Below are 24,078 nucleotides of genomic sequence, written 5' to 3'. Positions count from 1 at the left end.
CGATTGACCTCATCGCAACAACTTCGATCAAGTGTCCGCCTGGATCGGTGGAGCCCCGGCTCGGCCCGTTCCAGCGTCGGGGCTTTTGTTTGGGACAACTTGATCAGGTCATGCGCCGGCGGCTCGGGCAGGAATGGCCACAGGCGCGTTTGTCTCGTCGAGGATACTGAAACTGTAGCGGCCGTTTGCGTCGACATAGACCGAATAGCTCAGGCGGTCACGAATGTGATTGTCCTGATCGAAGGTGACGATCCGTGGTTTCAGCGAGGTGAGTGCGGTTTCGTCGAGGTAGATCGAATTGCAGACGATGATCTGGTCGCCGGGCTGGCACGTCCGCGCGGCGGCGCCGTTTAGAACACAGCACCGAGAGCCCCGCTCGCCAAGGATCACATATGTCGAAATCCGCGCGCCGGAATTCTTGTTCCATATCTCGACAAATTCCATCGGCAGGATTCCAGCCGCCTCGCAGTGGGCTGGATCGAGCGTTATCGACCCGTGGTAGTTAAGGTTCGCCTCGGTGACATGAAGTCCGTGGAGCTTGCCGGCGACTATCTTTCGCATGATTGCTGGTCCTCTTGATGAGCTTGATCGGGCAACTGCCTTTCGAGCAGTTGATGACCACCGCCTACATTCCAATCACCAGCGCCCCGCCGGTAAGGCCCGCACCGGCAGCCGCCAGCAGCAGCTTCTCGCCCCGCCGGATAGGCTTGTCACGGTGCGTGATCGACAGCGACAGGGGGATGGTTGCGGCCGAAGAGTTTCCGTAATCGGCGATGGTCTTGACGATGCGTTCGTCCTCGATGCCGAGCGACTTGCCGACCGCGTTGAAAATGCGGGCATTGGCCTGGTGCGGCACGAAACGGGCGACGTCTGAACTGGCCATGCCAGCCGCCGCCAGCGCCTCCAGGGAGCAGCGGCTCATCATCTCGACCGCCTTGGCGAAGACTTCGCGGCCGTTCGCGATCGTCATGCGGGTTTCGGCGATGTCGATCGCTTGCGCGAACGGACGGTTGCTGCCGCCGGCAGGGATTTGGATCAGGCCGTAGGCGGAACCGTCCGCGGCAAAAGAGGAGCCGAGGATGCCGAGGCCGGGATCGATTGCCGGGGCAAGCACCACGGCGCCCGCGGCATCGGCGAACAGCACGGCGCTCGCCCGCTCGGCCGGATTGATCCGGCGGCTCAAGATGTTGGCGGCGATGACGATCGCCGGCTTGTTGTTAAGGCGCACGAAGCCGTCGGCGAAGGACATCGCATAGACGAACCCCGCGCAGGCGCCCGCCAGGTCGACCCCGCCGGCCCTTTCGAGGCCAAGCCTGTGCGCCACCAGCGGCGCGCTCGGCGGCAGCAGGTGGTCAGGCGTCGACGTCGCGAGCAGGAGCAGGCCGATCTCCTTGCGATCGATGCCGGCCGCCTCAAGCGCCATGTCGCCTGCCTTGGCCGCCAGCCCGGATAGTGTGTCGCCTGGCTCCGCCCAGAAACGCGAGCGGATGCCGGTTCGTCCCTCGATCCAGCCTGGGTCCAGACCGAGTTGTTCCTCGATCTCGGCATTGCCGACTTTTCGAGCCGGCACGTGATGGCCAAGGCCTATGATGCGCGCCCTGCGGTTCATCTCTTGTCGCTCACAAACGCGGCGGCCTCGTCTATTGTCGCGTAGAGGCGGTCGAGTTCATCCGATGTCACACAGTATGGCGGCAGCACGTAGATGACGTTGCCGAGGGGGCGGACCAGCAATGCGCGCTCGAGGAAGAAGGCGCGCAGCTTCGGGCCGACCTTGGCCAGATAACCGGCATTGCCGACGCTGAGGTCGACCGCGGCGATGGTGCCGGTCGTGCGCACATTCTCGAAACGCGCGTCCTCCTTGAACCGCGCAATCTTCTGCGCTTGCATCCGCGACAAGGCAGCCACGCGTTCAGCCACTGGCTCGTCGTTCCAGATACCGACATTCGCAAGCGCCGCCGCGCAGGCGATCGGGTTCGCCGTGTAGGAGCTCGAATGGAAGAAGGTCTTTGTACGATCTGTGGAATAATGCGCGCGAAAAATCGCATCGGTGGCGAGCGTCGCCGCGAGCGGCAACGAGCCGCCGGTCAGCCCCTTGGAGGTGCACAATATGTCGGGCACAATTCCCGCCTGTTCGCAGGCGAACATTGTGCCGGTGCGCCCCCAGCCGGTCATGACCTCGTCGGCGATGAACAGCGTTTCGGAGCGCTCGGCAATGCGTTTGAGTTCGGCAAGAACTGAAGCCGGATACATCCGCATGCCACCGGCGCCAAGCACCAGCGGCTCGACAATCAACGCGGCAGCCTTGCGGTGGCGCGTGAGCCGTTCGAAGGCATCGAGCGTGTTCAGCTCCCGGCCCGCGGCGGGGAACGGGATGGTATCGACTTCGAACAGCAGGGGTTCGTATGCGGCGTTGAACAGGCCGCGCGCGCCGACGCTCATCGTGCCGAAAGTGTCGCCATGGTAGCTGTCCTCCATGACGACGATGCCGGCGCGCGGGAAGCCATTGTTGCGGTGAAAGCCCAGCGCCATCTTGAGCGCCACCTCGACGCTGGTCGAGCCGCTGTCGGAATAGAAGACCCAGTCGAGGCCCGGCGGCGTCATGTCGACCAGCGCTGAGGCCAGGCGCTCGGCCGGCTCGTGGCTGAGGCCGGCAAAGATCACCTGATCGAGTGTCGCGGTCGCGTCCCGGATCGCCTCCACGATTTTCGGATGGCGGTGACCGTGTGTGATGACCCACCAGGAGGAGATCGCGTCGAGGATACGTCTGCCGTCGCGCGTCTCGACATAGGCGCCGTCGGTGCGCACGATCGTTGGCGGCACCGGCTCGGTGGCATGCTGGGTGAAGGGGTGCCAGACGGCGGAGCGGCTCACTGTGGGATCTCCATGAAGTCGGCGGCGGTGAACGCGGCGCGCATGGCCGCGCAAAGCGCCTCGGGCGTCAGCGGATCGAGACGCGGCAAGCGGCCAAGCACGCGCACCTTGCCCATCTCGGCGATCGTCCTTTGCGTATCGGCCATCTCCTCGCCGATGAAGGCGATGCCGAGCAGTGGTATGGAGCGGGTGCGCAGGGCCTCGAGCGAAAGCAGGGTGTGGTTGATGGTCCCGAGCGCCGTGCGCGCGCAAAGAATGACCGGCAGCTGCCATTCCTGGAAAACATCAATAAACCTGGTCTGCCGATTGAGCGGCACCATCAGCCCGCCGGCGCCTTCGATGACGAGCGGGTCCGGCAGCTCCGGAAGTGAAAGCTTTGCTGCTTCGATCGCAACGCCATCGAGTTCGGCCGACCGATGTGGCGACAGAGGCCTCTTCAGACGGTACACTTCCGGCAGGACGCGCCCTGAAGGCAAGCCGGAGAGCCGGGCAACGACCTCGCTGTCGGTCTCCTCGTCGAGGCCTGACTGAACCGGTTTCCAGTAGAAGCCGTCGAGCAGGCCAGCCAGACCGGCCGAAAACACGGTCTTGCCGATGCCGGTGTCGGTACCGGTTACGACGACTTTAATTGTCATCGCGCACGCTCCCATTCCTCGGCAAGCGCATCGAACAGCGCCGAAACATCGTCTTCACTGACATTCAGCGTCAGCGACACCCGCAGCCTCGCCGTCCCTTCGGGCACGGTTGGCGGGCGGATGCCGCGCACATCGAAGCCGCGCGCCTGCAAAGCCTGCGCCAGCACCATGGCACGGGCATTGTCGCCGACGATGATCGGCAGGATCTGCGAACCGCTCGCGGGCAGGCCCAGGTTCCCGGCCCTCTTGCCTGCAAGCGCAACCAGCCTCGCCAGCCGCTCACGGCGCTCTGGCTCGTCGGCAATGATATCGAGCGCCGTTGCCGCCGCCACGGCCATCAGCGGCGAGGGCGCGGTGGCGTAGATGAAGGGACGGCAGCGGTTGACGAGATAGTCGCACAGCACGCGTGGCGCGGTGACCAGCGCGCCTGAGGCGCCCAACGCCTTGCCGCAGGTGTGCAAGACCACGACATTGTCGCGGCCTTCGAGGTCGTGCGCGAGCCCGCGCCCGTCCGGGCCATAGACCCCGGTGGCGTGCGCCTCGTCGACGAACAGGAAGGCATCGTGGCGGTCCGCGACCGCGATCAGTTCACCAAGCGGCGCCCGGTCGCCATCCATGCTGTAGAGGCTCTCGACGACGATCCAGGCGTGACCAGCGCCACCTTTGGCGCGCCAGGCCTGGATTGCATCGTCCACGGCGGCCGCATCGTTGTGCGCGGCTTCCGTCATTTCGGCGCGGCCGGCTCGGGCTCCCTCATGCGCGCTGGCATGGGCGAGCCTGTCCAGCACGATCAGGTCGCCCTTCTGCGGTAACGTCGTGAGCACCGCGAAATTGGCGACATAGCCGCCGCCGAAGAACAGCGCGCGCTCAGCGCCGAAGAATTTTGCTGCCTTGGCTTCCAGCGCCTCGTGCTCAGGCGCGTTGCCGCGCAGGAGCCGCGAGCCGGTCGCCCCAACAGGGGTGCCCGCGGCGAGTGCCGCAGTGACTGCCTCCGCCATGCGCTTCGAGCGTGCGAGGCCGAGATAGTCGTTGGAGGCGAAATCGAGCCCCGAACGGCTGCTCAGGATCCGCAACCGATTCCTGCGGGCAAGACCGCTCAACATCGCCTCGTAACGCTCGAGCAAGGCCTTGCCGTTCACTGGGCTTCGTGCGCAAAAGGCTTGATGCCCAGTCGGCGCAACAGCGCGCTGTCCTTGTCCTCACCGGGGTTCTCGGCGGTCAGCAAGGTATCGCCGACGAAGATGGAGTTGGCGCCCGCGAAAAAGCACAGCGCCTGCATCTCGTCGCTCATCGCCGTGCGGCCGGCCGAGAGCCGTACATGTGATTTCGGCATCATGATGCGGGCAAGCGCGATCGTGCGCACGAATTCGATCGGTTCGATGGGCTCGGCCTCGCCGAGCGGCGTGCCTTCGATCGGGATCAGCATGTTGATCGGCACGCTGTTGGGCGGCTCGGGCAGGTTGGCGAGCGTCAACAGCATGTCGACGCGGTCGGCCTTCTCCTCGCCCATGCCGACGATGCCGCCGCAGCAGACCTTGATGCCGCTGTCGCGGACATTGGCAAGTGTGTCCAGCCTGTCGGCAAAAGTCCGGGTCGAGATGACCTCGCTATAGTAGCGCTCGGAGGTGTCGATGTTGTGGTTGTAGTAGTCGAGGCCGGCCTGCTTGAGCCGCTGGGCCTGGCCCGGGTCGAGCATGCCGAGCGTCATGCAGGTCTCCATGCCGAGCGCCCTCACGCCCTCGACCATGGCAACCACCGTCTCCATGTCGCGCTCCTTGGGACTGCGCCAGGCGGCGCCCATGCAGTAGCGCGTGGCGCCAGCGTCACGCGCCTTCCTGGCTTCGGCGACGACGCGTTCAACCTCCATCAGTTTCGACGCCTTGAGCCCGGACTGATGATGCGAGGACTGGCTGCAATAGCCGCAATCCTCGGGGCAGCCGCCGGTCTTGATCGAGAGCAGGCGCGACAGCTGCACCCGGTTGGGATCGAAATTCTCGCGGTGAATGGTCTGGGCCCGGAAGAGCAGGTCGTTGAAGGGTAGGTCGTGGACCGCCTTAGCTTCCTCTCGCGTCCAGGGCGGAAGCGCCCAACCGATTGGATCCGAGGTCAGGTCCGGGCTGAGTTCGGGCTTCATATCCACCTTGTCCTCCAAAATCATCTCTCCTTGACCGTGAGCCTTGCAGGGTTGCTGGTCGACAAGCCTGTGCAGCGAGAAGTGCCCCATATGGAGGCGCGATTGCCGGTTTCATTCAAAACAGAAGGCCCTGGCTGCTGCCGGCAATGGCGCAACTCACGTCTCGTCAGCGCGGGCCGCTGCATCCATTGTTTCGCCTCGAGCGCAGGAACGCTCCCTCCTGATTGCGTCGCAGGATTCGGTGAAGGCGACGTCCAGCAGATAACCGAGAAATTCCAGCCCGTGAGAGGCGGCCATCTGGCGCAGTTCGTCGAGCCGGCAGACGATAACGCCAAGTGCTCCGCCGCGGGCCTTTGCTGGTTCATTATCCGTCATCTCTCCCCCTCGCCAATCTGGATCGTATCGCCTGGCAGCCCGCAACCTTGCTTTGGGAGGCACCTGCAGGAGTGGTGCTGGCGCGCTTGCCACTCGCCCATTCCCGGCAAGAGCGGATCATGTCCGCCCCATCAGTTCAGACGCCTGCTGCAGTTGGCACCCACCGGCACATCCATTCCGATATCGAGGATCGGCGCGCTGTGGGTCAGCCAGCCAACCGAGATAAGGTCGACGCCAGTCGTCGCTATTGCCGCGGCGCTCGCCAGCGTTACCCGACCGGAGGCTTCCGTGATCGCGCGGCCGCCGACCAGCGCGACAGCCTGAGCAAGCTCCTCGACCGACATGTTGTCGAGAAGCACGGCGTCGACGCCCGCTTGCAGCGCCATCTCGAGCTGGTCCAGCGTGTCGACCTCGACCTCGATCTTGACCATGTGGCCTATGGCGCTGCGCGCCCGCTCGATTGCGGTACGAATGTCGCCCGCAATGGCGATGTGGTTGTCCTTGATAAGCACGGCGTCGTCGAGCGCAAAGCGGTGATTGGCGCCGCCTCCGGCACGGACGGCATATTTTTCCAGGACACGCAGGCCGGGGGTCGTCTTTCGTGTGCACACGATCTTTGTGTTATGACCGCGCACCGCATCGACGAGCGCAGCTGTTGCGGTGGCAATGCCGCTCAGCCTGGAGAGGAAATTGAGCGCCGTCCGCTCGGCCGCCAGCAGGCTGCGCGCCGGCCCGCTGACATTCGCGATGGTTTCTCCGGCCGACACTTTGCCGCCCTCGGGACACCGCAACTGTATGCTGATGCCAGGATCGACCAGCAGAAAGGCAAACATGACCAGATCAAGCCCGGCGACGACGCCAGCCTGCCTGGCATTCAACGCAAACGTCGCCTTGCAGTCGGCTGGGATGATCGCGTCGCTCGTAATGTCGCCAGCTCTGCCCAGATCTTCCAGGAGGGCACTGCGCACGATGGGTTCCATGATGATCTGGGGAAGCGGTGCAAGTGAAGTCATATCAACAGCTCCGTTCGGATGCTTGCCAGCTGAGCGAGACGGCATTCTCAAAGGCTGTGCAGAGCGTCAGTCGCGAGGGGACGGCGGCAGCATCGCGCCCGGGGAAATCGGATCGGTAATGCGAGCCGCGGCTCTCCTCTCGCCGAAGCGCCGCAATCGCGATCAACATCGCCACCAGTGCCGGGTCGGCCGCCGCTGTCTCGCCAACGGCGATCGGCAGCAGAGCCGTCACGGCCTGGCGCAGCCCCTTGCCGTTGCGGATGATGCCAAGCGCATTGGAGACGATTTGGCGCATAGGTGAAGGGTCCGGTCGCACTGGAACGATTGCTGGAAGCCTGGGCCACTGCCAGCCGGCGCAAGTGCCACCGACGCTTGCCGCTACCCACGCGGCGGTCGCAACGGCTTCGGTCAGAGAGTTGCTGGCCAGCCGGTTGGCGCCGTGCAGGCCGGTACATGCAACCTCGCCGCACGCCCACAGGCCGCTAACGGAACTGCGGCCCTCGGCATCCACGGCCACGCCCCCCATGTGGTAATGGGCTGCGGGACGCACCGGGATCGGCTCGACGGCCGGATCGATGCCGGCCTGCCGGCAAGCCGCGTCGATCGTTGGAAAGCGTTTTGCGAATTTCGGGCCGAGGCATTGCCGGGCATCGAGATAGACACGATGGCCCGCGGTGAGCTGACAGGAGATGGCCCGCGCGACCACGTCACGCGATGCGAGCTCGGCGCCGGGCGTATCGGCAAGGAAGCGCTGACCGTGTTCGTCGACGAGCACCGCACCTTCGCCGCGCACGGCTTCGCTCACAAGTGGCATTGGACGGCGTGGGCTGTCGAGGGCGGTCGGATGGAACTGCACGAATTCGAGATCGGCAAGCTCCGCGCCGGCGCAGGCGGCCAGCGCCAGCCCGTGCCCGAAGGAGGCAAGCGGATTCGTCGTATCGCTAAAGAGGCCACCGATGCCGCCGGTCGCAAGCACCACACGCCGCGTAGGCAATGCGAACGCGCCGCCGGGCAGGATAGCCAACAGGCCCACAATGCTGCCTTCTGCAACGATCAGGCGAAGGGCCGTCATCCCTTCCAGGATTGTGATCGAACGGGTTCGCCGCACCGCGGCGAGGAGCGTGCGGAACAACTCGCGGCCGGTGCCGTCGCCGGCGGCGTGCACGATGCGGCGGCGCGAATGCGCCGCTTCCAGGCCGAGCCGCAACTTCCCATCCGTCGAGCGGTCGAAAGCAACGCCAAGACGAATGAGGTTCTCGATCGCTCGAGGTGCAGCCTCAATCACCCGCCTGGCCATTAGTTCGTCGCAATATCCGTCGCCGGCAGCGAGCGTATCGGCGAGGTGGAGTTCCGAGGCGTCGTCCTCGCCGAGGCTGGCTGCGAGGCCGCCTTGGGCCAGGGTGCTCGAAGCTTCGGTCCCGAGCGGGGCTCTGGAGAGAAGAACGACCGGCTGTGGTGCCATATGAATGGCCGTCATGAGCCCGGCGAGGCCAGCGCCGATAATGATCGGTGCCCCGCCAATGTCATGGATATCCGGTGTCATACGAAAAGCATGCGCTCGACGGCCCAACGGGCTCGCTCGGCAACACATGGATCGATCGTGACGACGTGACGGTTTTCTTCGAGCGCGCTGCGGATGTTACGAAGCGTGATACGCTTCATGTGCGGGCACAGGTTGCAGGGGCGTACGAACTCGATTTCCGGATGTTCGACGGCAATGTTGTCACTCATCGAGCATTCCGTCATGAGCGCCACGCGCGCTGGCTTGTGCTGGCCGACGTAGTCCAACATCGCCGCCGTCGAGCCAGCGAAGTCTGCCTCCGCCACGACCTCCGGTGGACATTCAGGGTGAGCAAGCACCGTCACGCCTGGATAGGCCTCGCGCAGTTCCTGAATGTCGGACGCCGTGAAGCGCTCATGCACCTCGCAACGTCCCGTCCAGGCGATGATCTCGACTTTTGTCTGCGCCGCGATGTTTCTCGCCAGATATTCGTCGGGCAGCATGATCACGCGAGGCGCGCCGAGCGACTTCACCACTGCCAGCGCATTCCCCGAAGTGCAGCAGATGTCGGACTCAGCCTTCACGGCGGCCGACGTATTGACATAGGTGACGACCGGAACTCCGGGATAACGCTCTCGCATCAACCGCACGTCCCATGCCGTGATCGAGTCGGCCAGCGAGCAGCCGGCGCCGAGATCCGGGATGAGTACTGTCTTGTCGGGATTGAGCAGCTTGGCCGTCTCAGCCATGAAATGCACGCCTGCGAGCACGATGACTTGCGCCTCGACCGTCATTGCCTTGCGGGCGAGAGCCAGGCTGTCGCCGACGATGTCGGCAACGCAATGGAAGATCTCCGGCGTCTGGTAATTGTGCGCCAGGATCACCGCGTTGCGCTCACGCTTCAGCGCCAGGATGGCATCGATGTCGTCGCTGAAGGCCGGCCATTCGATCGACGGAATTACGCGGCTTACGCGATCGTACAGGGAGGCGGCCGCAGGTAACGCCCGGGTCATCGGCGCCTCCGATTATAGTCAGTCTGGTTATAAGGGGGATATATCTACGCCGACTATAAGGATGTCAACCCCGTGTTTGCGGCAATTTTGTCCCAGCTATGACCGTCTCATCGAGAACGGCATGACGGAAGCGATAAAGCTTCGCCGGCCTCCCGCCGGTTTCGGTGGTGGTCTCGCCGGTCTCCTCGACCAGCTCCTGCTGTTCGATCAGGCGTCGGAAGTTCGGCTTGTTAACGAGCCTGCCGGCGAGCGCCTCCACGGTTCGCTGCAGCTGTAGAAGCGTGAAAACCGGCGCCATCAGCTCGAACACGACGGGCCTGTATTTGATCTTGGAGCGCAGCCGCGCAATGCCGGTTGCAAGGATCCTGCGATGATCGGCGACCATCGATCTGCCCGGCATTGGGGCGAGGGCGCCCTCATGTCCGCCGCGAGCCGCCTCTTCAACCAGCTCCGACTCATAGAGCAGCTCATAGCGTTGGAGCACCAGCTCCTCGTTCCAGCCCCGATCGTCGAAGCCGAAGGCGACTGCTGCCCGCCGGCGGCGCTCGCGACGCGCCTCGCCCTCTGGCGCGCCTTGCGCCCATTCGATCAGGCGTGGGCGCAGAACATCCAGCACCACCGGCGGCGTGCCGGAGCGATGGTCCTCCCAGGGGAAGTAATCGTACCAGCTCCCCCAGCACGGCTTGGCCGAGGCGATGGCATATTCTTTCCGGGTGAGAGCGAGATAGCTGATCGAAATCACACGCTGCTGGTCTTCGGCGGCGATTCTGTCGCGGTCGGCGAAAGTGTAGAGTTGCTCGATGTAACCCAGCGGCTGACCGGTTTGCTGTTCGACCCATGCCCGAAGGCCCGATTGCAGCGAGCGGTGATCGAACTCGAACGGGCCTGACGGAAGTGCATTGGCCTGCCCGATGGTGAGAACGCAAGGGTCCCCTTCAGTGACGGCGACCACGACAGCGATCAGATCCGCCTTGATCTCGCTGGCCTTGCGTCCGGCGCGGCCTTTTCTGGTATCTTTCGCCTTGTCGTTCATGTTCCCGGATTTTGTTGGCACGGCTACAGTATTGCAATCTCAATCGATTTAATGAACTCTTATCTGTCCGCGCGTCAACATTACGGCTCGTGGATTTTAGTTCTCGCAGCTGCACAGGCTTGCGCCAACCGCGACACCCGCGAGGGGTAACGCAGGGGAAGGAAGATCGAGGTGGCCGGTGACACAAAAGCGATCCGATCGCCCGTCAACGAACGCGTCGGCATGGTACTCGACGGCCAAACCGTCGAACCTGGGGGCGGAACAAGGGCAGTGCGAAATCGTATGGGCCTTGTCAACCAGAGGCAGCTACCGCCGATCTGACAACGATTCCGCCATCTGGGCTTCGTGTCGTCCGATCGCTGCGCGCAAGACGTCAGGCAATTGCCGTGCCGGCACTCGTGACCACAGTGTCCGAACAATTCAAAGACGGTGAGCGACGTGTCCCCAACATAGTCTTGCCGCTGAAAGCGAATACGGCCGCGGCAGGACCATTGCGATGCTCGCCGGCATTGTGATCTATGGCCCGACATCCCGCCGTCGTTTACGTGTTGTGATCTGGGCGCGCTGTGGCGGGGTCGGCGTTTGGGTTTGGTTGCCGATCCGCTTCGTGTGATTTTGCAAAACGCGAAGCGCCGAAGATGTTTCGCGCCGCCCCTGAAGCGCCCAGTCGGCTCCCGCGACTTACTAGGATGCTACGGCTTGGCTTCGTTTTTTCTTTCAGTTGGTGCGGTCGGTCTCCAGCTTCTCGAAAACAAACAGCTTGCCTCTGCGCACGCTTTCTTCGAGCGGGCTCGCATTCGCCAGATGTGCCGCAATCGCGCTGGCCAGCATGCAACCAGTCCCGCGCATCGATACTGCAAGGCGCGGCGCATCGAAGCGAATGGGTTCTTGACCGGAGCGCAGCAGGATATCCGTCGATCGAAGTCCTTTTGCATGGCCGCCCTTGATCAGAATGGCCTGCGCGCCGGCGGCCAAGAGCTCCTGGCCTTGCCAGACCGCTTCATCCTCATCGACCGCTTGCTCCGCGCCGATAAGGAGCGCCAGCTCGATGAGATTGGGTGTGACCAGACAGCAAAGCGGCACCAGATCACGCTTCATGGCAGCGATGGCGCCTGCTTCGAGGAGCGCCCGGCCCGACGTGGAGGCGAGAACCGGGTCGAGTACTGCCGGCACCTGCGGATTTTCGCGGAGCACTGCGGCTACGGCAGCGATGATTTCAGCGGTTGCGAGCATGCCGATCTTGATGGCCGCCACCTCATTGGCCTGAAGCGCCGCGCGCATCTGGTCCGCCACCAGGCTTGGTGGCGAATGATGGAGCTTCTTGACGGCCTCGTGCGTCTGCACCGTCAGCGCCGTGACGGCAAGGCAGGTGCGCACGCCCACGGCAGAGATCGTCTCGATATCGCGTGCAATTCCGGCTCCGCCGCTGGAATCAGAACCACCGACGACAAGCACATGCGGTTCTCGTCTCAGCGCCATGGCCTGGTCTTTTCGATCCATTCTCGCGTCCGCCCTTCGGGGTCGGCATGCAGCGTGATGTCGGTGACCACCGCCGCGCTGTCCGCGCCAGCCTCGAAAACACCGTCGAGCCGGTCAGGGTTGAGGCCGCCAATGGCAACCAGTGGAATCGGTGCGACCAGGCGCTTCCACTCGGCGATCCGTTCGAGCCCTTGCGGCGCCCATTTCATCTTCTTCAGGATGGTGGGATAGATCGGGCCGAGCGCGAGATAGTCGGGCTCGGCGGCCATGGCCGTTTCCAGTTCGGCGTGATCATGGGTGCTCAGCCCGAGCCTCACGCCGGCTGCCCGTATTTGCGAGAGGTCGGCGGTTTGCAGATCCTCCTGGCCGAGATGGACGAAGTCGCAGCCTTCCTCCATTGCCTGGCGCCAATGGTCGTTGACGATGAGCTGGCATTGGTGGTGGGTGCACAAGGCCCTCGCCTTGCGGATCTCCGCGCGCAGCCCGACCTCATCCATGGTCTTGATGCGAAGCTGAACCAACCTGACGCCGAGCGGCACCAGCCGTTCGATCCAGGCGGCGCTGTCGACGATCAGGTAGAAGGGATCTAGCTTCATGAGAAAACCGCCCTGCCGAATGTCGGGGTCGACGGCATGGCGACCTCGCGCGGTTCGAGCATTCCGGAAAGAAAGGCTTCACGGCCGGCTTCGACCGCCTTGCCGAACGCATGCGCCATGCCGACCGGATCGGCTGCCTTGGCAACCGCCGTGTTCAGGAGCACGGCGTCGAAGCCGAGTTCCATGACGGTTGCCGCGTGCGACGGCCGTCCCAGCCCCGCATCCACGATCAGCGGGACCCCAGGGAAATGTCCGCGCATCGAGCGCAGCGCCGTGATGTTTATCGGCCCGAGGGCGGATCCGATCGGTGCACACCACGGCATCAAGACGTTGCAGCCCGCCTCCAGCAGCCGCTCGGCCACAACAAGATCGTCGGTGGTGTAGGGGAATACCGCAAACCCGTCGTCGCACAGGATGCGGGCGGCTTCGACCAGGCCGAACACATCCGGTTGCAGCGTGTCGTGGTTGCCAATGACTTCGAGTTTGATCCAGCTCGTACCGAAGACTTCGCGCGCCATTTTCGCGGTCGTGACCGCTTCCTTGGCGGAGTGGCAGCCGGCAGTGTTGGGCAGGATTCTTGTGCCGAGCGAGCGGATCAGCGACCAGAATTTCTGGCCGGCCCTGCCGCCCGCCAACTCACGGCGCAAAGAGACGGTTACCACCGACGTGCCCGAGGCCTTGACCGCATCGGCAAGGATGGCAGGAGAAGGATATTGAGCCGTGCCGAGCAGCAGCCGGGAAGGAAGGTTCGTTCCAAGAAGATCGAACATGGTCTAGCCTCCTTGCATGGGCGAGAGGATTTCGATCCGGTCGCCGTCGCTCAACTGAAACTCCGCCCGCCTGGCTCTGTGCACGAGGTCGCTGTTGACGGCCGTCGCCAGCCAATCGCCTTCATAGTCGAGCGCGGCAAGCAGCGCCGCCAGCGTTGTGACGGCGGTCTCAAGCGCTTCGCCGTTAACGGTCAGTTTCATCAGGCAAGCTCCATGGGTTCGTGAGTGAAGACGAGTTCGGCCGCCTGCCGCGCCATGGCCGGCGCGAGGAGAAAGCCATGGCGATAGAGTCCATTGATCGCGACCGTGCTCCCACGGGCCTCGACACGCGGCAGATTGTCGGAAAAGGCAGGGCGAATGCCGACGCCGGTCTCAACGATGCCAGCCTCGCCGAAGGCCGGATGGAGCGTGCAGGCAGCGCCCATCAGTTCCATCATCGAACGGACTGTGACTGGTTCCCCGGATTGGCTTTCGATCATCGTTGCGCCGATCATGAAATGGTGATCGGCGCGCGGCACCACGTAGAGCGGAAAGCGCGGATGAAGCAGCCGGACCGGGCGCGACAGCGAGATGTCAGGCGTGTGCAGGATCAGCATCTCGCCGCGCACGCCGCGCAACCGGTGGTCGGCCGCCGCCATTCCCGTGCAGTCGATCCGGCGATCGAACCCGGAAACCTGCCTGGCGTCCGTGCCGAAGAGGAATTCGACGCCCATCGCCGCGAGCCTCTCATGCAGCACCGTCATCGCCTGGCGTGGGTCGAGATGCGCTTCGTCGGGGAAAAGCAGTCCGCGGCGGAAGCGGCCGGCGAGGTCCGGCTCCAGCTGCGCGATTTCGTCTTCGTCAACACGCCGATGGCCGGACGTGCGGCTGGCGAACCGCTCGAGCTCGCCCGCATCGCGCGGCGAGGCCACGACCAGCGTTCCAGCCCGTGTCACCTCGTCGGGCGTTGCCACATCCCACCAGTCGGCGGCATCGCGTCCGAGATCCAACACGGGCTGCTCCGCGCTTTCACGCTCGCACCAGGGCGCCAGCATACCGCCGGCGAACCACGACGCATTGCCGCCAAGGCAATGCCCAATCTCGGCAACGGTCACCGCCGCGCCGCGTGTGGCGAGCTCGAAGGCGGCGGTGAGGCCGGCGACGCCGGCCCCTTGGACAAGCACCTTCATGATCGCGCAGGCACCTGGGGCATGAGGGGCGCACCGGTCTCGTCCGCTGGCACATAGAGATCCCCACCTTCGCGGTATTTCGCCGCCATCGCCGCCATGCCCTCTTTCTGGGCCTCGGCGCGGATGTCGTGGGAAATGCGCATCGAGCAGAATTTCGGCCCGCACATCGAGCAGAAATGCGCCACCTTGTGCGCCTCCTTTGGCAAGGTCTGGTCGTGGAAGGAGCGCGCCGTTTCGGGGTCGAGCGACAGATTGAACTGGTCTTCCCAGCGGAACTCGAAGCGCGCGCGGGAAAGGGCATCATCCCTGACTTTCGCCGCCGGATGGCCCTTGGCGAGGTCAGCGGCGTGCGCTGCTATCTTGTAGGTGATCACCCCAATCTTGACGTCGTTGCGGTCAGGCAGCCCGAGATGCTCCTTGGGCGTCACATAACAGAGCATGGCCGTGCCGAACCAGCCGATCATGGCCGCGCCGATGCCGGAAGTTATGTGGTCGTAGCCTGGCGCAATGTCAGTCGTCAGCGGCCCGAGTGTGTAAAATGGCGCTTCGCCGCAGATCGCGAGCTGCTTGTCCATGTTCTGCTTGATCTTGTGCATGGGGACATGGCCAGGCCCTTCGATCATCACCTGGCAGTCCTTGGCCCAGGCGATCTTCGTCAGTTCGCCGAGTGTTTCCAGCTCGGCGAACTGCGCCGCGTCATTGGCGTCGGCGATGGATCCCGGACGAAGGCCGTCGCCGAGCGAGAAGGACACATCGTAGGCCCGGCAGATGTCGCAGATTTCCGCGAAATGCTCGTAGAGGAAGCTTTCCCGGTGATGGTGCAGGCACCATTTCGCCATGATCGAGCCGCCTCGGCTGACAATACCGGTAACCCGCTCGACCGTGAGCGGAATGTAATGCAGCCGCACACCGGCATGGATGGTGAAATAGTCGACGCCCTGCTCGGCCTGCTCGATCAGCGTGTCGCGATAGACCTCCCAGGTCAGGTCCTCGGCGATGCCGCCGACCTTCTCAAGCGCCTGATAGAGCGGCACCGTGCCGATCGGCACCGGCGAATTACGCACGATCCAGTCGCGAATATTGTGGATGTTGCGGCCGGTCGACAGATCCATCACCGTGTCGGCGCCCCAGCGGATCGCCCAGACCATTTTTTCGACCTCTTCGGCCATTGAGGAGGTGACGGCGGAATTGCCGATATTGGCATTGATCTTGACCAGGAAATTGCGGCCGATAATCATCGGCTCGCTTTCGGGATGGTTGATGTTGGCGGGAATGATCGCGCGCCCCCGCGCCACCTCGTCGCGCACGAATTCCGGTGTTACAAAATCGGGAATGTCCGCGCCGAAGCTTTCACCGTCTCGCGACAGCTTGTCGCGCAAAATCTCACGGCCGAGATTTTCGCGGATGGCGACGAATTCCATTTCGGGCGTGATGATACCGGCGCGGGCATAAGCAAGCTGCGTCACCGCCTTGCCGGCCTTGCCCCTGAGCGGGCGGTTGCGAACGGGGAATTCCGGCGTCAGGCGCTCGCCCACCGCAAATCCGTTGTCTTCCGGCCTGACATGGCGACCGTCATAGGCTTCGACATCGCCCCGCGCTGCGATCCACGCGTGCCTGCTTCGGGCAAGACCTTTTTCGATGCTCGTTTCGACCGCGGGGTCGGTATAGGGGCCGGACGGATCGTAAACCGTCACCGGCGGCTCGCCGGCTGTCGGGTGGACGTCGATCGCGCGCATCGGCACCCTGATCTGTGGATGGAGGAGGCCGGATTTGTGGATTTTTCGTGAGGCAGGTAGCGGTCCCGTCGAAACCGCTGGGGTCAAGGCATTCATTTGAGGCTCCTTTGCTCAATTGCATTGGAGACCCAGTTCTGTGCCGGAAGGATGAAAAGACGCTTTGGTCAACCTGCTCGAGACAGGTCTTCGGGCATAAACTCCCGCAAAGCGCTTGCACCGTCCCTACGCCAGTATGAACTGGATCAGGTTCAACGGGTCACTGCGCCGCGAAAGCCAGCAGTATCTCAGCCCCTTGCCGGGACTCCCCTGGTGAATGCCTCGAATTGAACGGGACGGCGCCGCTTTGTCAAGCGCCTTCGGACACGCTGGAGTCGGCGGGCGCGGATGGAAAGCTCGTGGATCGGGGCCAAGTCACGCGCGGGAGACCAGGGCAGGAATGGCCAAAGCCTTCTGCGACTCGTCAAGAATCGAGAAGGTGTATTGGCCCTGTGCGTCGAGATCGACGAATAGCGGAGGCGCCCGGTCCGATGATGTGCCAGAGCATCGAACCGGACCGGCGTAAAAGGCCCCGCCAGACGTGTCGGCGTGTCGTCAGCGCTATCCACCAATTCCCTCAGGCGCTGACGGGGAGATCGCGCGAAAGCGAAAGTGAAAAGCAGACCGCCATCGCGGACCATGCTGTTTGCCACCGCATATACGCCGCCGATCACCTGCTCGGCAGCGAGTCAACCAGCCGATCCATTGGCAGCACTCTGTTCAAACCGCCGGAAGCGGGGTTCCGTTTATCTGCCCGGCCGGCCGGCTTGTCCCCCGTCGGAAAAGTGGCCTTGAGGGACGGCTGGCAAGATTGAAGCGAAGTGTCCGTCGTTTCCCTTTTGGACGGCTGGCTATGTCGCACGCGAAAGCGCAGTGAGCTCGCAGGCAGGGGAGTTAGAGGCGACACACGGGCAAGTGGGGGGCTGATGCCTGACCGCCGTCCGAGCCTCAATCATCATACCGCCAGCGTTGATGCTTGCACCCTCGTCACAACTTGAGCGAGGAAAAGCGCGAACAAAATCGTGCCCTGCTTCAGATTCCGCCCATGCAGAGGTACTTCATCTCAAGATAGTCCTCGAGCCCATGGCGGGAACCCTCGCGCCCTATGCCGGACTGCTTCACGCCGCCAAAGGGCGCGGCTTCGGAGGACATGCGCCCGGTGTTGATACCCACCATGCCATATTCCAGGGCCTCGGCCACGCGCCAGACACGCTTCAGGTTGGAGGCATAAAAATAGGCGGCGAGGCCGTAGATCGTGTCATTGGCCTCGTGTACGACCTGATCGGCGTCGTCGAAGTTGATGATTGCAGCCAACGGTCCGAATGTTTCTTCTTGCGCGACTGTCATCTCGCTGGAAATACCGGTGAGGACGGTTGGTTGAAAAAACGTGCCCCTCGTGCCGATACGCTTGCCACCGCATCGAACAATACCGCCTTTTTCGACGGCGTCGGCGATATGGGATTCGATCTTGGCCAGAGCATGCTGATCAATCAGCGGCCCGATGGCAACCGCGGGATCGAAACCGTCACCAACCTGAAGTTGGCGAACCCGCTTCACGAATTTGTCGACGAATTCATCGTGAACGCCCGATTGGACATAAAGGCGATTTGCGGAAACACAGGTCTGGCCGGCATTGCGGAATTTCGCCTGGATCGCACCGTCGACCGCGGCATCGACATCGGCATCGTCGAAGACGATGAAAGGCGCGTTTCCTCCCAGCTCGAGGCTGACCTTCTTGATCTGATCCGAGCATTGGCGCATCAGCAGCCGCCCGACCTCGGTTGAACCGGTGAAGCTGATCTTGCGGACCTTGGGGTTGCCGCAGAGTTCACGGCCAACCGCATCACCTTCGGACGCATAGACCAGATTGACGACGCCTTCGGGAAAGCCAGCCTGATGGGCGAGCGCGAACATTGCGCCCGCCACGAGCGGTGTCTGTTCGGCCGGCTTGAGCACGATCGTGCAGCCGGCGGCCAGAGCCGGCGAGATCTTGCGCGCCACCATGGAAGCAGGGAAATTCCAGGGTGTGATCGTGCCGACGACGCCGATCGGCTGCTTGATCACCAGCATGCGGCGGTCGGTCGACGGGGCGGAGATCGTCTCGCCATAGATGCGATTGGCCTCTTCGGCATACCATTGCAGGTACGCCGCCGCATGCGATATCTCAGACTTGGCCTCAGCCAGTGGCTTGCCCATCTCGGCGGTCAGAATCGCGCCGAGGTCGTCGGTGTGGTCGACGATCAGTTGATGCCAGCGCCAGAGGATGTCGCTGCGCTCTCGAGCGGTCAGCGCCGCCCACCCAGGCTGCGCCATGTACGCTTTGTCAATCGCAGCGCGTGTTTCCTCGACTCCCATGTCGGGAAGCTCTGCCAGCAATTCGCCGGTCGATGGGTTGAGGACCACAAATGTGCGCTCACAAACTGGCGTGCCAAGGGCCGGGAGACGGTCAAGGTTGCCAAACAGGTCGGGAGATTTGAGATGGGGGATCAAAGGCGGGAGCAGCGGCAATGTCGGTTCCTTAAAGGCTTTCGGCCTGTCCGGCCGGGTGGACATCTACTGCGCACGTGTGGCTGTTGCATAGGACCACTCACGAAAAGTCGTGCGTCGCTGGAACCCGTGGACCTGCCGTGGGGGAGGCCGGCGGTCGGCCTTTCGCCTCACGAACCGTTCGCCAGCGGGCTTGGTCCACAGCCATTCGCCCAGGAGATCATTCGTCGTATAGCTCTTGCCCTGCTCGGCGCCGTCCGTTTCGGGTATCGCATCGGAGCCGTAGAGTGTTTCGTAAAGTGAGCCCAATAGGCGTTGGCCCCTGTTGAGCGAGCTGTGGCGTGTGAACAATCGGACCGCGAGCCGAGGTCCCGCCACACCGGCGATCTTCGGATCTACCCGTCGCATGTGGGGCGCGACATTAGAGCCGCTTCGGCATCCACGCTATGCAATGTTCGAGGCGTGCCAGTCGAGCCTTCTGCGAACGAAGCTCGTGACCAACGTTTTGCAACTTGGATTTGCCTTTGGACGCGGCCGCATTGATCAGTTCGCATTCAAGCCAAGCTATTCGATCTCGCATGTGCTGGGCCTCAGCCTGCCGTATATCTCTAATCCAACCTGGACCACGCATATTCCACGCTCACCATCTGCGCAGGCTGGGTAGCATCCGAAAACTAACGCCGGCAGATTCGAAAAACTCGAATTTTAACCGTTGCTAAAATTCGCCGCTCTGTCAGCTACCGGCTCGCTGTCGCGACCTTGAACGGCGACAGTTGCGCTTCCTTGCCTTTCGCGTCCGAAATAATCTTAATGGACTTCGTAAGAGCTTGTTCAGCGCCAGTATCTAAAGGAACCGCATGACACCGCGTCGCAGGCGTATTCTGGGCAAATCAATAGTCGTGACGATAATTGCAGTCGTCGCAACCTTCGGTTTGTCTTTTACGGCTCGGCTTGCGCTGCAGATGCCCATCGACTGGCTGAGCTGGGTGGAATGCACCTTCATTCCCATCCTCATCGGGATGCCGGTCAGTGCCTACATTTTCACCCAGGCGGAAACGATCCAGGAAACATGCGACAAGTTGGAGAAGTCTCATGCAGCCCTGAAAGAGACGCATAGCAGGCTCACCTTCGTCACCAGTCATGACCCGATGACAGGACTTCTTAGTCGCGGTGAATTCATCGCAAGGATGGATAGAAGCCGCGATGAAGGGGAATGCGACACCCTTCTCCTCATCGATCCCGATCACTTCTCGTCAATCAACGACAAGCACGGCCATGCCAAGGGTGACGAAGCTCTGGTTCGGATTGCGAAGGCGCTCATCTATACAACGCGCCCAGGAGACGGGATCGGTCGCCTTGGCGGGGAAGAGTTTGGGGTGTTGCTACGCCACATCCGCAAAGAGCAGGCAAAGACCATTGCGGAGAAGATCCGTCGTCATATCGAGCGGGTTCCTGGCGTGAAAGGGCAACAAGACGGCGTGAAGGTGACCGTCAGCATCGGTGGTGCGGAAATCCCTCATGGTGCAGATACTCAGGATGTCCTCCGCACTGCCGCACGATGCCTTTTTGAAGCGAAACAACGTGGGCGGAACCGCGTTTCGTTCGATTATGAAGCAGCCAAGTTGCGAGTCGTGACACCGTAACCAACCCCGTCTGGGAGAGAGGCCGATGGAAAAACACGCCGCGGCCTGGTGGTGCTGATGGATTTTTTTGGTGGACCGGTGGCCGTCGGTGCCACATTCGCTACGTCGGCCCGGCAGCGCTAGGCCTGGATTTGCAATTCCTCGGAGCGATGAGACCGCCCGGGCTTCAGATCGCGGGTCGTTCTGGGCCATGCGCGAGAGCGAGAGCGCAGGACGTGCTTGCTGACAATAGGGTCATTGCAGTGAGCGAGCTGCCGGCCGCCGATCTACCGGGCCTTGCAATTTTTCGTTTTTTGCTGCGCCCAACTCCAAAGTTCGGTTATGAATCGGGACTGGCCGGACGGCCTGCCCACGTTGCAATTGTTACAAAGGAACACGCATATGGCGACTGGAACCGTGAAGTGGTTCAACAGCAGTAAGGGATTTGGATTTATCCAGCCTGACAATGGCGGTCAGGATGTTTTCGTTCACATTTCCGCCGTTGAGCGAGCGGGGCTCTCGACCCTCGCCGATGGCCAGAAGATCAACTATGAAATCGAACAGGACCGCCGCACTGGCAAGTCCTCTGCTGGCAGCCTCAGCAAAGCTGGCTGAATCTTCTCCAGCGTCCTGGCAACAGCCGATGGACAAGGTGCATCCAGGCTGGGAAGCCAAAGCTGTTTGAAAGGGAAGGCGGGGCTGGACCCCGCCTTTTCACATTCCGGGCAGATGCAGATGGTGCCGATGGCAGCTTGCGCGCTCCACAAAAACCACGATTTCTGAAATCAGGCTGCGACCTTCTTGCGGGTCTGCTTCGTTGGCGCCGGCGTTTCCGGCTCTTTCGGTTTGCGGCCGAGCCCCATCGTCTTGGCCAACGCCGAACGCGCAGCGGCGTAATTCGGCGCGACCATGGGATAATCCGCCGACAGACCCCATTTGGCGCGATAGTCGTCTGGCGTCAGCCCATAATGGGTCGACAGATGGCGCTTCAGCGATTTGAATTTCTTCCCGTCCTCAAGGCAGATGATGTAGTCCGGTGTTACTGACTTCCTGATCGATACCGCAGGCTTGCGAGCCTCCGCTTCTTCTGCGGAAACGCTGGTGCCGGCAGTGCCTTTGAGTGCCGCGTGCACCTGGCCGATGAGGGCAGGGAGATCACCTACCGGGACCGGATTGTTGGAGACATAGGCTGAGACGACATCGGCGGTGAGCTCGATGAGGACGTCGATGTTGTTTTCGGCTTCTTCTGTCATGAAACACTCCGGATGCTTGAAAGACAGTCGGCGAAGTGTCGCTACATAGTGGCGGGTGCCGCGGAAAGCAATAAAGCCCAGGCAAGACTATTGCGATGCTCGTCCTGCACCGCGGTTGGTAGCAGCGCTTCCCGCCCATATCACGTTGATGGGGAGCTGATCGGCACTCTACGGCACTGCGGTTGTCGGCGAAAGTACCGCCATAGTGCGGGATCGCCTATCATCCAACTTGATCGTTGCGGTGGAGCTGAATGAATGCGCCTGGCAAGCGTGCAGCGGGGGCTGGAACTGCACCGATGGTCCGTGGGCGCCTATCCCGAGACGTAGCCGTTTGCTCTTCGCAGCTGCACAAAAATATGCCAAAGGCGACACCGGCGATGGGTAACCCTAGGGAAGGAGGCTTCGCTTGAGCACATCTGCTGAGACCAAGGCGATCACGCCGCCGGACATTCGCTTGCTGTAAAGGCCAGGCTCCGCTCGTCTGCCTGACAGCCTACACGACCCCGGTCGCCCGGTTCATCGATCCGCACTGCGATGTTGTGCTGGTGGGCGACAGCGTCGGCATGGTGCTCCACGGCCTGCCTTCGACTCTCGGCGTGACGCTCGACATGATGATCCTACACGGCAAGGCGGTGCGGCGTGGCCTCAAGCGTGCGCTCATGGTCGTCGACATGCCGTTCGGCTCGTATGAGGAAGGTCCCGGGCAGGCTTTCCGAAACGCAGCCCGGGTGATGGCCGAGACCGGTTGTGCGGCCATCAAGATCGAGGGTGGCGAGGCAATGGCGCAGACGATCCATTTTCTCGCCGCGCGTGGCGTACCGGTCATGGCCCATGTCGGCCTAACCCCGCAGGCGGTCAATACTTTCGGCGGCTATCCTGTGCAGGGCTGGGGCGAGGACGGTGAGCGCATCCGGCGCGATGCCAAGGCAGTGGCGCAGGCCGGTGCTTTTTCGGTCGTTCTGGAAAAGGTGCCTGAGCCGCTCGCCCGGCGGATCACCGAAGAGGTGGCCGTCCCGACGATCGGAATCGGCGCCTCGCCGGCGTGCGACGCGCAGATCCTGGTGGTCGACGACATGCTTGGCCTGTTCGGCGACTTCCGCCCGAAATTCGTCAAGCGTTACGCAGAGCTCGGACAAATTGCCGAAGCGGCGATCGCGGCTTATGCGCAGGATATACGCGAGCGCCATTTTCCTGCGGCCGAGCATGTCTTCGGCGATGCGCCGAAGACCGTCAAAGGAAGAGAGGCAGCGTGAGCATACCGATCGTCCGGACCGTTGCGGAATTGCGCAGCATTGTTTCAGCCTGGCGTCGCGAAGGCCTCAAGGTTGCCGTCGTGCCGACGATGGGCGCGCTGGATGAAGGCCATCTCAGCCTGGTGCGGGCGGCGCTAGAGCGCGTGGATCGGGTGATCGTGACACTCTTCATCAACCCGAGACAGTTCAACAATGAGGCTGACCTTGCCGCCTATCCACGAACGGAGCACGAGGACGCTGCCAAGCTCGCGCCGCTGGGTGCCCATATGCTCTACGCACCCGACGCATCTGAAATGTATCCGGAAGGTTTCGCCACCGCGGTCTCGGTGAGCGGGGTGAGCGATGGGTTGTGCGGTGCGTACCGTCCCGGCCATTTCGACGGCGTGGCAACTGTCGTAGCCAAGCTCTTTCTGCAGACGGGCGCCGATCTGGCCTTCTTCGGAGAGAAGGACTTCCAGCAGTTGCACGTCGTGCGCCGGCTGACGCGCGATCTCGATATTCCGATCGAGATCGTCGCTTGCCCGACGGTGCGCGAAGCCGACGGTCTGGCAATGTCGTCGCGCAACCTTCGCCTCTCGTCCGTACAGCGACAGGCGGCGCCGAGCCTCGCGGAAATCCTGTTCGCGTTGGCCGAGCGGCTGGCGACAGGGGCGACAGCCGACGACGTACTCATTGAGGCGCGGCAGGCAATCCTGGCGGCCGGCTACAAAGAAGTCGAGTATCTTGAACTGCGGGCCGACGATGACCTCGCGCCGCTCGACGCCGCGGACAGATCGACACGCATCCTCGTGGCCGCATGGCTGGGGGACATCCGGCTCGTTGACAATGTGTGCGTCCGGCCAAAGCAAAGCACTTCCAAAAGGTTTGCTTCACCTGCAGCCGCTTAAGTCTCTGACGCATCCAAGTCTGCCTCAAAACCCTCGACTCCCTGCGCGGGTGAGCTTGCCACCCCGATAGCACGGATGTTTCCGGCGGTGGCGTACGCAGTTTCCGGCCCCATTCGAAGCGCCTCGCTGGTCCATGTTCCCATCACGGGCTATTTCAGAGTTCACCGGCTACGTCACCAACAATGCCGGATCATTCCGAATTGGTCGAGCGACCT

22 protein-coding genes, 1 pseudogene and 1 riboswitch are annotated in these 24,078 nt (G+C 62.7%); of the genes and pseudogenes, 4 read left to right on the top strand and 19 right to left on the bottom strand.

What is annotated here, in order from left to right; all coding sequences use genetic code 11:
- Nucleotides 1–108 precede the first annotated feature (108 nt).
- From panD to ACFSQT_RS17145, 18 genes are all read right to left on the bottom strand, one after another.
- Entirely contained in the window at nucleotides 109–561 is a 453-nt protein-coding gene (gene panD, locus ACFSQT_RS17230; protein ID WP_379020616.1) for an aspartate 1-decarboxylase, read from the bottom strand.
- 64 nt (nucleotides 562–625) lie between these two features.
- Nucleotides 626–1,609, bottom strand: a complete 984-nt coding sequence (locus ACFSQT_RS17225) for a beta-ketoacyl-ACP synthase III (RefSeq protein WP_379020614.1) — start codon at nucleotides 1,607–1,609, stop codon at nucleotides 626–628.
- Nucleotides 1,606–2,871 (bottom strand): adenosylmethionine--8-amino-7-oxononanoate transaminase, encoded by a 1,266-nt coding sequence (locus ACFSQT_RS17220; RefSeq protein ID WP_379020612.1) that lies wholly within the window; start codon nucleotides 2,869–2,871, stop codon nucleotides 1,606–1,608. The genes ACFSQT_RS17225 and ACFSQT_RS17220 overlap by 4 nt, the downstream gene beginning before the upstream one ends.
- On the bottom strand, nucleotides 2,868–3,506 hold the full coding sequence (bioD, locus tag ACFSQT_RS17215) for a dethiobiotin synthase (RefSeq protein WP_379020610.1): 639 nt from the start codon (nucleotides 3,504–3,506) through the stop codon (nucleotides 2,868–2,870). Before bioD ends, ACFSQT_RS17220 begins: the two co-directional genes overlap by 4 nt.
- Nucleotides 3,503–4,645 carry an 8-amino-7-oxononanoate synthase gene (locus ACFSQT_RS17210; RefSeq protein WP_379020608.1) on the bottom strand — a complete coding sequence of 381 codons (1,143 nt, stop codon included), beginning with the start codon at nucleotides 4,643–4,645 and terminating at the stop codon, nucleotides 3,503–3,505. Before ACFSQT_RS17210 ends, bioD begins: the two co-directional genes overlap by 4 nt.
- Nucleotides 4,642–5,640 carry a biotin synthase BioB gene (bioB, locus tag ACFSQT_RS17205; protein WP_379020935.1) on the bottom strand — a complete coding sequence of 333 codons (999 nt, stop codon included), beginning with the start codon at nucleotides 5,638–5,640 and terminating at the stop codon, nucleotides 4,642–4,644. Before bioB ends, ACFSQT_RS17210 begins: the two co-directional genes overlap by 4 nt.
- Nucleotides 5,641–5,796: 156 nt before the next feature.
- The gene (locus ACFSQT_RS17200) at nucleotides 5,797–6,015 is read right to left on the bottom strand and encodes a hypothetical protein (RefSeq protein WP_379020606.1); all 219 of its coding nucleotides are present in this window, start codon (nucleotides 6,013–6,015) and stop codon (nucleotides 5,797–5,799) included.
- Between the two features lie 131 nt (nucleotides 6,016–6,146).
- Nucleotides 6,147–7,028, bottom strand: coding sequence for a carboxylating nicotinate-nucleotide diphosphorylase (gene nadC, locus ACFSQT_RS17195; RefSeq protein ID WP_379020604.1), 882 nt, complete (start codon nucleotides 7,026–7,028; stop codon nucleotides 6,147–6,149).
- Nucleotide 7,029: 1 nt separating this feature from the next.
- A complete protein-coding gene (locus ACFSQT_RS17190; protein WP_379020602.1) occupies nucleotides 7,030–8,571 on the bottom strand; it encodes an L-aspartate oxidase in 1,542 nt (513 codons plus the stop codon).
- A complete protein-coding gene (gene nadA, locus ACFSQT_RS17185; protein WP_379020600.1) occupies nucleotides 8,568–9,542 on the bottom strand; it encodes a quinolinate synthase NadA in 975 nt (324 codons plus the stop codon). Before nadA ends, ACFSQT_RS17190 begins: the two co-directional genes overlap by 4 nt.
- A gap of 64 nt (nucleotides 9,543–9,606) precedes the next feature.
- Nucleotides 9,607–10,575, bottom strand: coding sequence for an NUDIX hydrolase (locus ACFSQT_RS17180; protein ID WP_379020598.1), 969 nt, complete (start codon nucleotides 10,573–10,575; stop codon nucleotides 9,607–9,609).
- 717 nt (nucleotides 10,576–11,292) lie between these two features.
- Nucleotides 11,293–12,054: a hydroxymethylpyrimidine/phosphomethylpyrimidine kinase gene (locus tag ACFSQT_RS17175; RefSeq protein ID WP_379020933.1), complete on the bottom strand. Its 762-nt coding sequence runs from the start codon at nucleotides 12,052–12,054 to the stop codon at nucleotides 11,293–11,295.
- Nucleotides 12,045–12,650, bottom strand: a complete 606-nt coding sequence (locus ACFSQT_RS17170) for a thiamine phosphate synthase (RefSeq protein ID WP_379020596.1) — start codon at nucleotides 12,648–12,650, stop codon at nucleotides 12,045–12,047. Before ACFSQT_RS17170 ends, ACFSQT_RS17175 begins: the two co-directional genes overlap by 10 nt.
- Nucleotides 12,647–13,420: a thiazole synthase gene (locus ACFSQT_RS17165; protein ID WP_379020594.1), complete on the bottom strand. Its 774-nt coding sequence runs from the start codon at nucleotides 13,418–13,420 to the stop codon at nucleotides 12,647–12,649. Before ACFSQT_RS17165 ends, ACFSQT_RS17170 begins: the two co-directional genes overlap by 4 nt.
- A 3-nt stretch (nucleotides 13,421–13,423) precedes the next feature.
- A complete protein-coding gene (gene thiS, locus ACFSQT_RS17160) occupies nucleotides 13,424–13,621 on the bottom strand; it encodes a sulfur carrier protein ThiS (RefSeq protein WP_379020592.1) in 198 nt (65 codons plus the stop codon).
- Nucleotides 13,621–14,589, bottom strand: coding sequence for a glycine oxidase ThiO (gene thiO, locus ACFSQT_RS17155; protein ID WP_379020590.1), 969 nt, complete (start codon nucleotides 14,587–14,589; stop codon nucleotides 13,621–13,623). The genes thiS and thiO overlap by 1 nt, the downstream gene beginning before the upstream one ends.
- Nucleotides 14,586–16,421, bottom strand: a complete 1,836-nt coding sequence (thiC, locus tag ACFSQT_RS17150; RefSeq protein WP_379020588.1) for a phosphomethylpyrimidine synthase ThiC — start codon at nucleotides 16,419–16,421, stop codon at nucleotides 14,586–14,588. Before thiC ends, thiO begins: the two co-directional genes overlap by 4 nt.
- Nucleotides 16,422–16,526: 105 nt before the next feature.
- A riboswitch (TPP riboswitch) is annotated at nucleotides 16,527–16,643 on the bottom strand.
- A 750-nt stretch (nucleotides 16,644–17,393) separates the two neighbouring features.
- On the bottom strand, nucleotides 17,394–18,869 hold the full coding sequence (locus ACFSQT_RS17145) for an NAD-dependent succinate-semialdehyde dehydrogenase (RefSeq protein WP_379020586.1): 1,476 nt from the start codon (nucleotides 18,867–18,869) through the stop codon (nucleotides 17,394–17,396).
- 836 nt (nucleotides 18,870–19,705) lie between these two features.
- Between ACFSQT_RS17145 and ACFSQT_RS17140 the strand changes: the two genes are divergently transcribed.
- Nucleotides 19,706–20,491 carry a GGDEF domain-containing protein gene (locus tag ACFSQT_RS17140; protein ID WP_378924765.1) on the top strand — a complete coding sequence of 262 codons (786 nt, stop codon included), beginning with the start codon at nucleotides 19,706–19,708 and terminating at the stop codon, nucleotides 20,489–20,491.
- Nucleotides 20,492–20,872: 381 nt separating this feature from the next.
- A complete protein-coding gene (locus ACFSQT_RS17135; protein WP_095081581.1) occupies nucleotides 20,873–21,085 on the top strand; it encodes a cold-shock protein in 213 nt (70 codons plus the stop codon).
- A gap of 170 nt (nucleotides 21,086–21,255) precedes the next feature.
- Here the strand turns inward: ACFSQT_RS17135 and ACFSQT_RS17130 are convergent, their stop codons facing one another.
- Nucleotides 21,256–21,723 (bottom strand): Ros/MucR family transcriptional regulator, encoded by a 468-nt coding sequence (locus ACFSQT_RS17130; RefSeq protein ID WP_379020584.1) that lies wholly within the window; start codon nucleotides 21,721–21,723, stop codon nucleotides 21,256–21,258.
- A gap of 406 nt (nucleotides 21,724–22,129) precedes the next feature.
- Between ACFSQT_RS17130 and panB the strand changes: the two are divergent.
- Both panB and panC read left to right on the top strand, forming a co-directional pair.
- Nucleotides 22,130–22,976: pseudogene (gene panB / locus ACFSQT_RS17125) on the top strand (3-methyl-2-oxobutanoate hydroxymethyltransferase).
- Nucleotides 22,973–23,863: a pantoate--beta-alanine ligase gene (gene panC, locus ACFSQT_RS17120; RefSeq protein WP_379020582.1), complete on the top strand. Its 891-nt coding sequence runs from the start codon at nucleotides 22,973–22,975 to the stop codon at nucleotides 23,861–23,863. Before panB ends, panC begins: the two are co-directional and overlap by 4 nt.
- Nucleotides 23,864–24,078 lie beyond the last annotated feature (215 nt).

The organism is Mesorhizobium calcicola, from assembly GCF_042682105.1.
Taxonomy (GTDB): Bacteria; Pseudomonadota; Alphaproteobacteria; order Rhizobiales; family Rhizobiaceae; genus Mesorhizobium; species Mesorhizobium calcicola.
Note: the sequence above shows the minus strand (reverse complement) of the source record. Positions and strands in the feature narration are given on the sequence as shown.

Coding starts and splice junctions, on each gene's coding strand:
- panD (WP_379020616.1), bottom strand. CDS start 561: ATGCGAAAGATAGTCGCCGGCAAGCTCCACGGACTTCATGTCACCGAG.
- ACFSQT_RS17225 (WP_379020614.1), bottom strand. CDS start 1,609: ATGAACCGCAGGGCGCGCATCATAGGCCTTGGCCATCACGTGCCGGCT.
- bioD (WP_379020610.1), bottom strand. CDS start 3,506: ATGACAATTAAAGTCGTCGTAACCGGTACCGACACCGGCATCGGCAAG.
- bioB (WP_379020935.1), bottom strand. CDS start 5,640: ATGAAGCCCGAACTCAGCCCGGACCTGACCTCGGATCCAATCGGTTGG.
- ACFSQT_RS17200 (WP_379020606.1), bottom strand. CDS start 6,015: ATGACGGATAATGAACCAGCAAAGGCCCGCGGCGGAGCACTTGGCGTT.
- nadC (WP_379020604.1), bottom strand. CDS start 7,028: ATGACTTCACTTGCACCGCTTCCCCAGATCATCATGGAACCCATCGTG.
- ACFSQT_RS17190 (WP_379020602.1), bottom strand. CDS start 8,571: ATGACACCGGATATCCATGACATTGGCGGGGCACCGATCATTATCGGC.
- nadA (WP_379020600.1), bottom strand. CDS start 9,542: ATGACCCGGGCGTTACCTGCGGCCGCCTCCCTGTACGATCGCGTAAGC.
- ACFSQT_RS17180 (WP_379020598.1), bottom strand. CDS start 10,575: ATGAACGACAAGGCGAAAGATACCAGAAAAGGCCGCGCCGGACGCAAG.
- ACFSQT_RS17175 (WP_379020933.1), bottom strand. CDS start 12,054: ATGGCGCTGAGACGAGAACCGCATGTGCTTGTCGTCGGTGGTTCTGAT.
- ACFSQT_RS17170 (WP_379020596.1), bottom strand. CDS start 12,650: ATGAAGCTAGATCCCTTCTACCTGATCGTCGACAGCGCCGCCTGGATC.
- ACFSQT_RS17165 (WP_379020594.1), bottom strand. CDS start 13,420: ATGTTCGATCTTCTTGGAACGAACCTTCCTTCCCGGCTGCTGCTCGGC.
- thiS (WP_379020592.1), bottom strand. CDS start 13,621: ATGAAACTGACCGTTAACGGCGAAGCGCTTGAGACCGCCGTCACAACG.
- thiO (WP_379020590.1), bottom strand. CDS start 14,589: ATGAAGGTGCTTGTCCAAGGGGCCGGCGTCGCCGGCCTCACCGCCGCC.
- thiC (WP_379020588.1), bottom strand. CDS start 16,421: ATGAATGCCTTGACCCCAGCGGTTTCGACGGGACCGCTACCTGCCTCA.
- ACFSQT_RS17140 (WP_378924765.1), top strand. CDS start 19,706: ATGACACCGCGTCGCAGGCGTATTCTGGGCAAATCAATAGTCGTGACG.
- ACFSQT_RS17135 (WP_095081581.1), top strand. CDS start 20,873: ATGGCGACTGGAACCGTGAAGTGGTTCAACAGCAGTAAGGGATTTGGA.
- ACFSQT_RS17130 (WP_379020584.1), bottom strand. CDS start 21,723: ATGACAGAAGAAGCCGAAAACAACATCGACGTCCTCATCGAGCTCACC.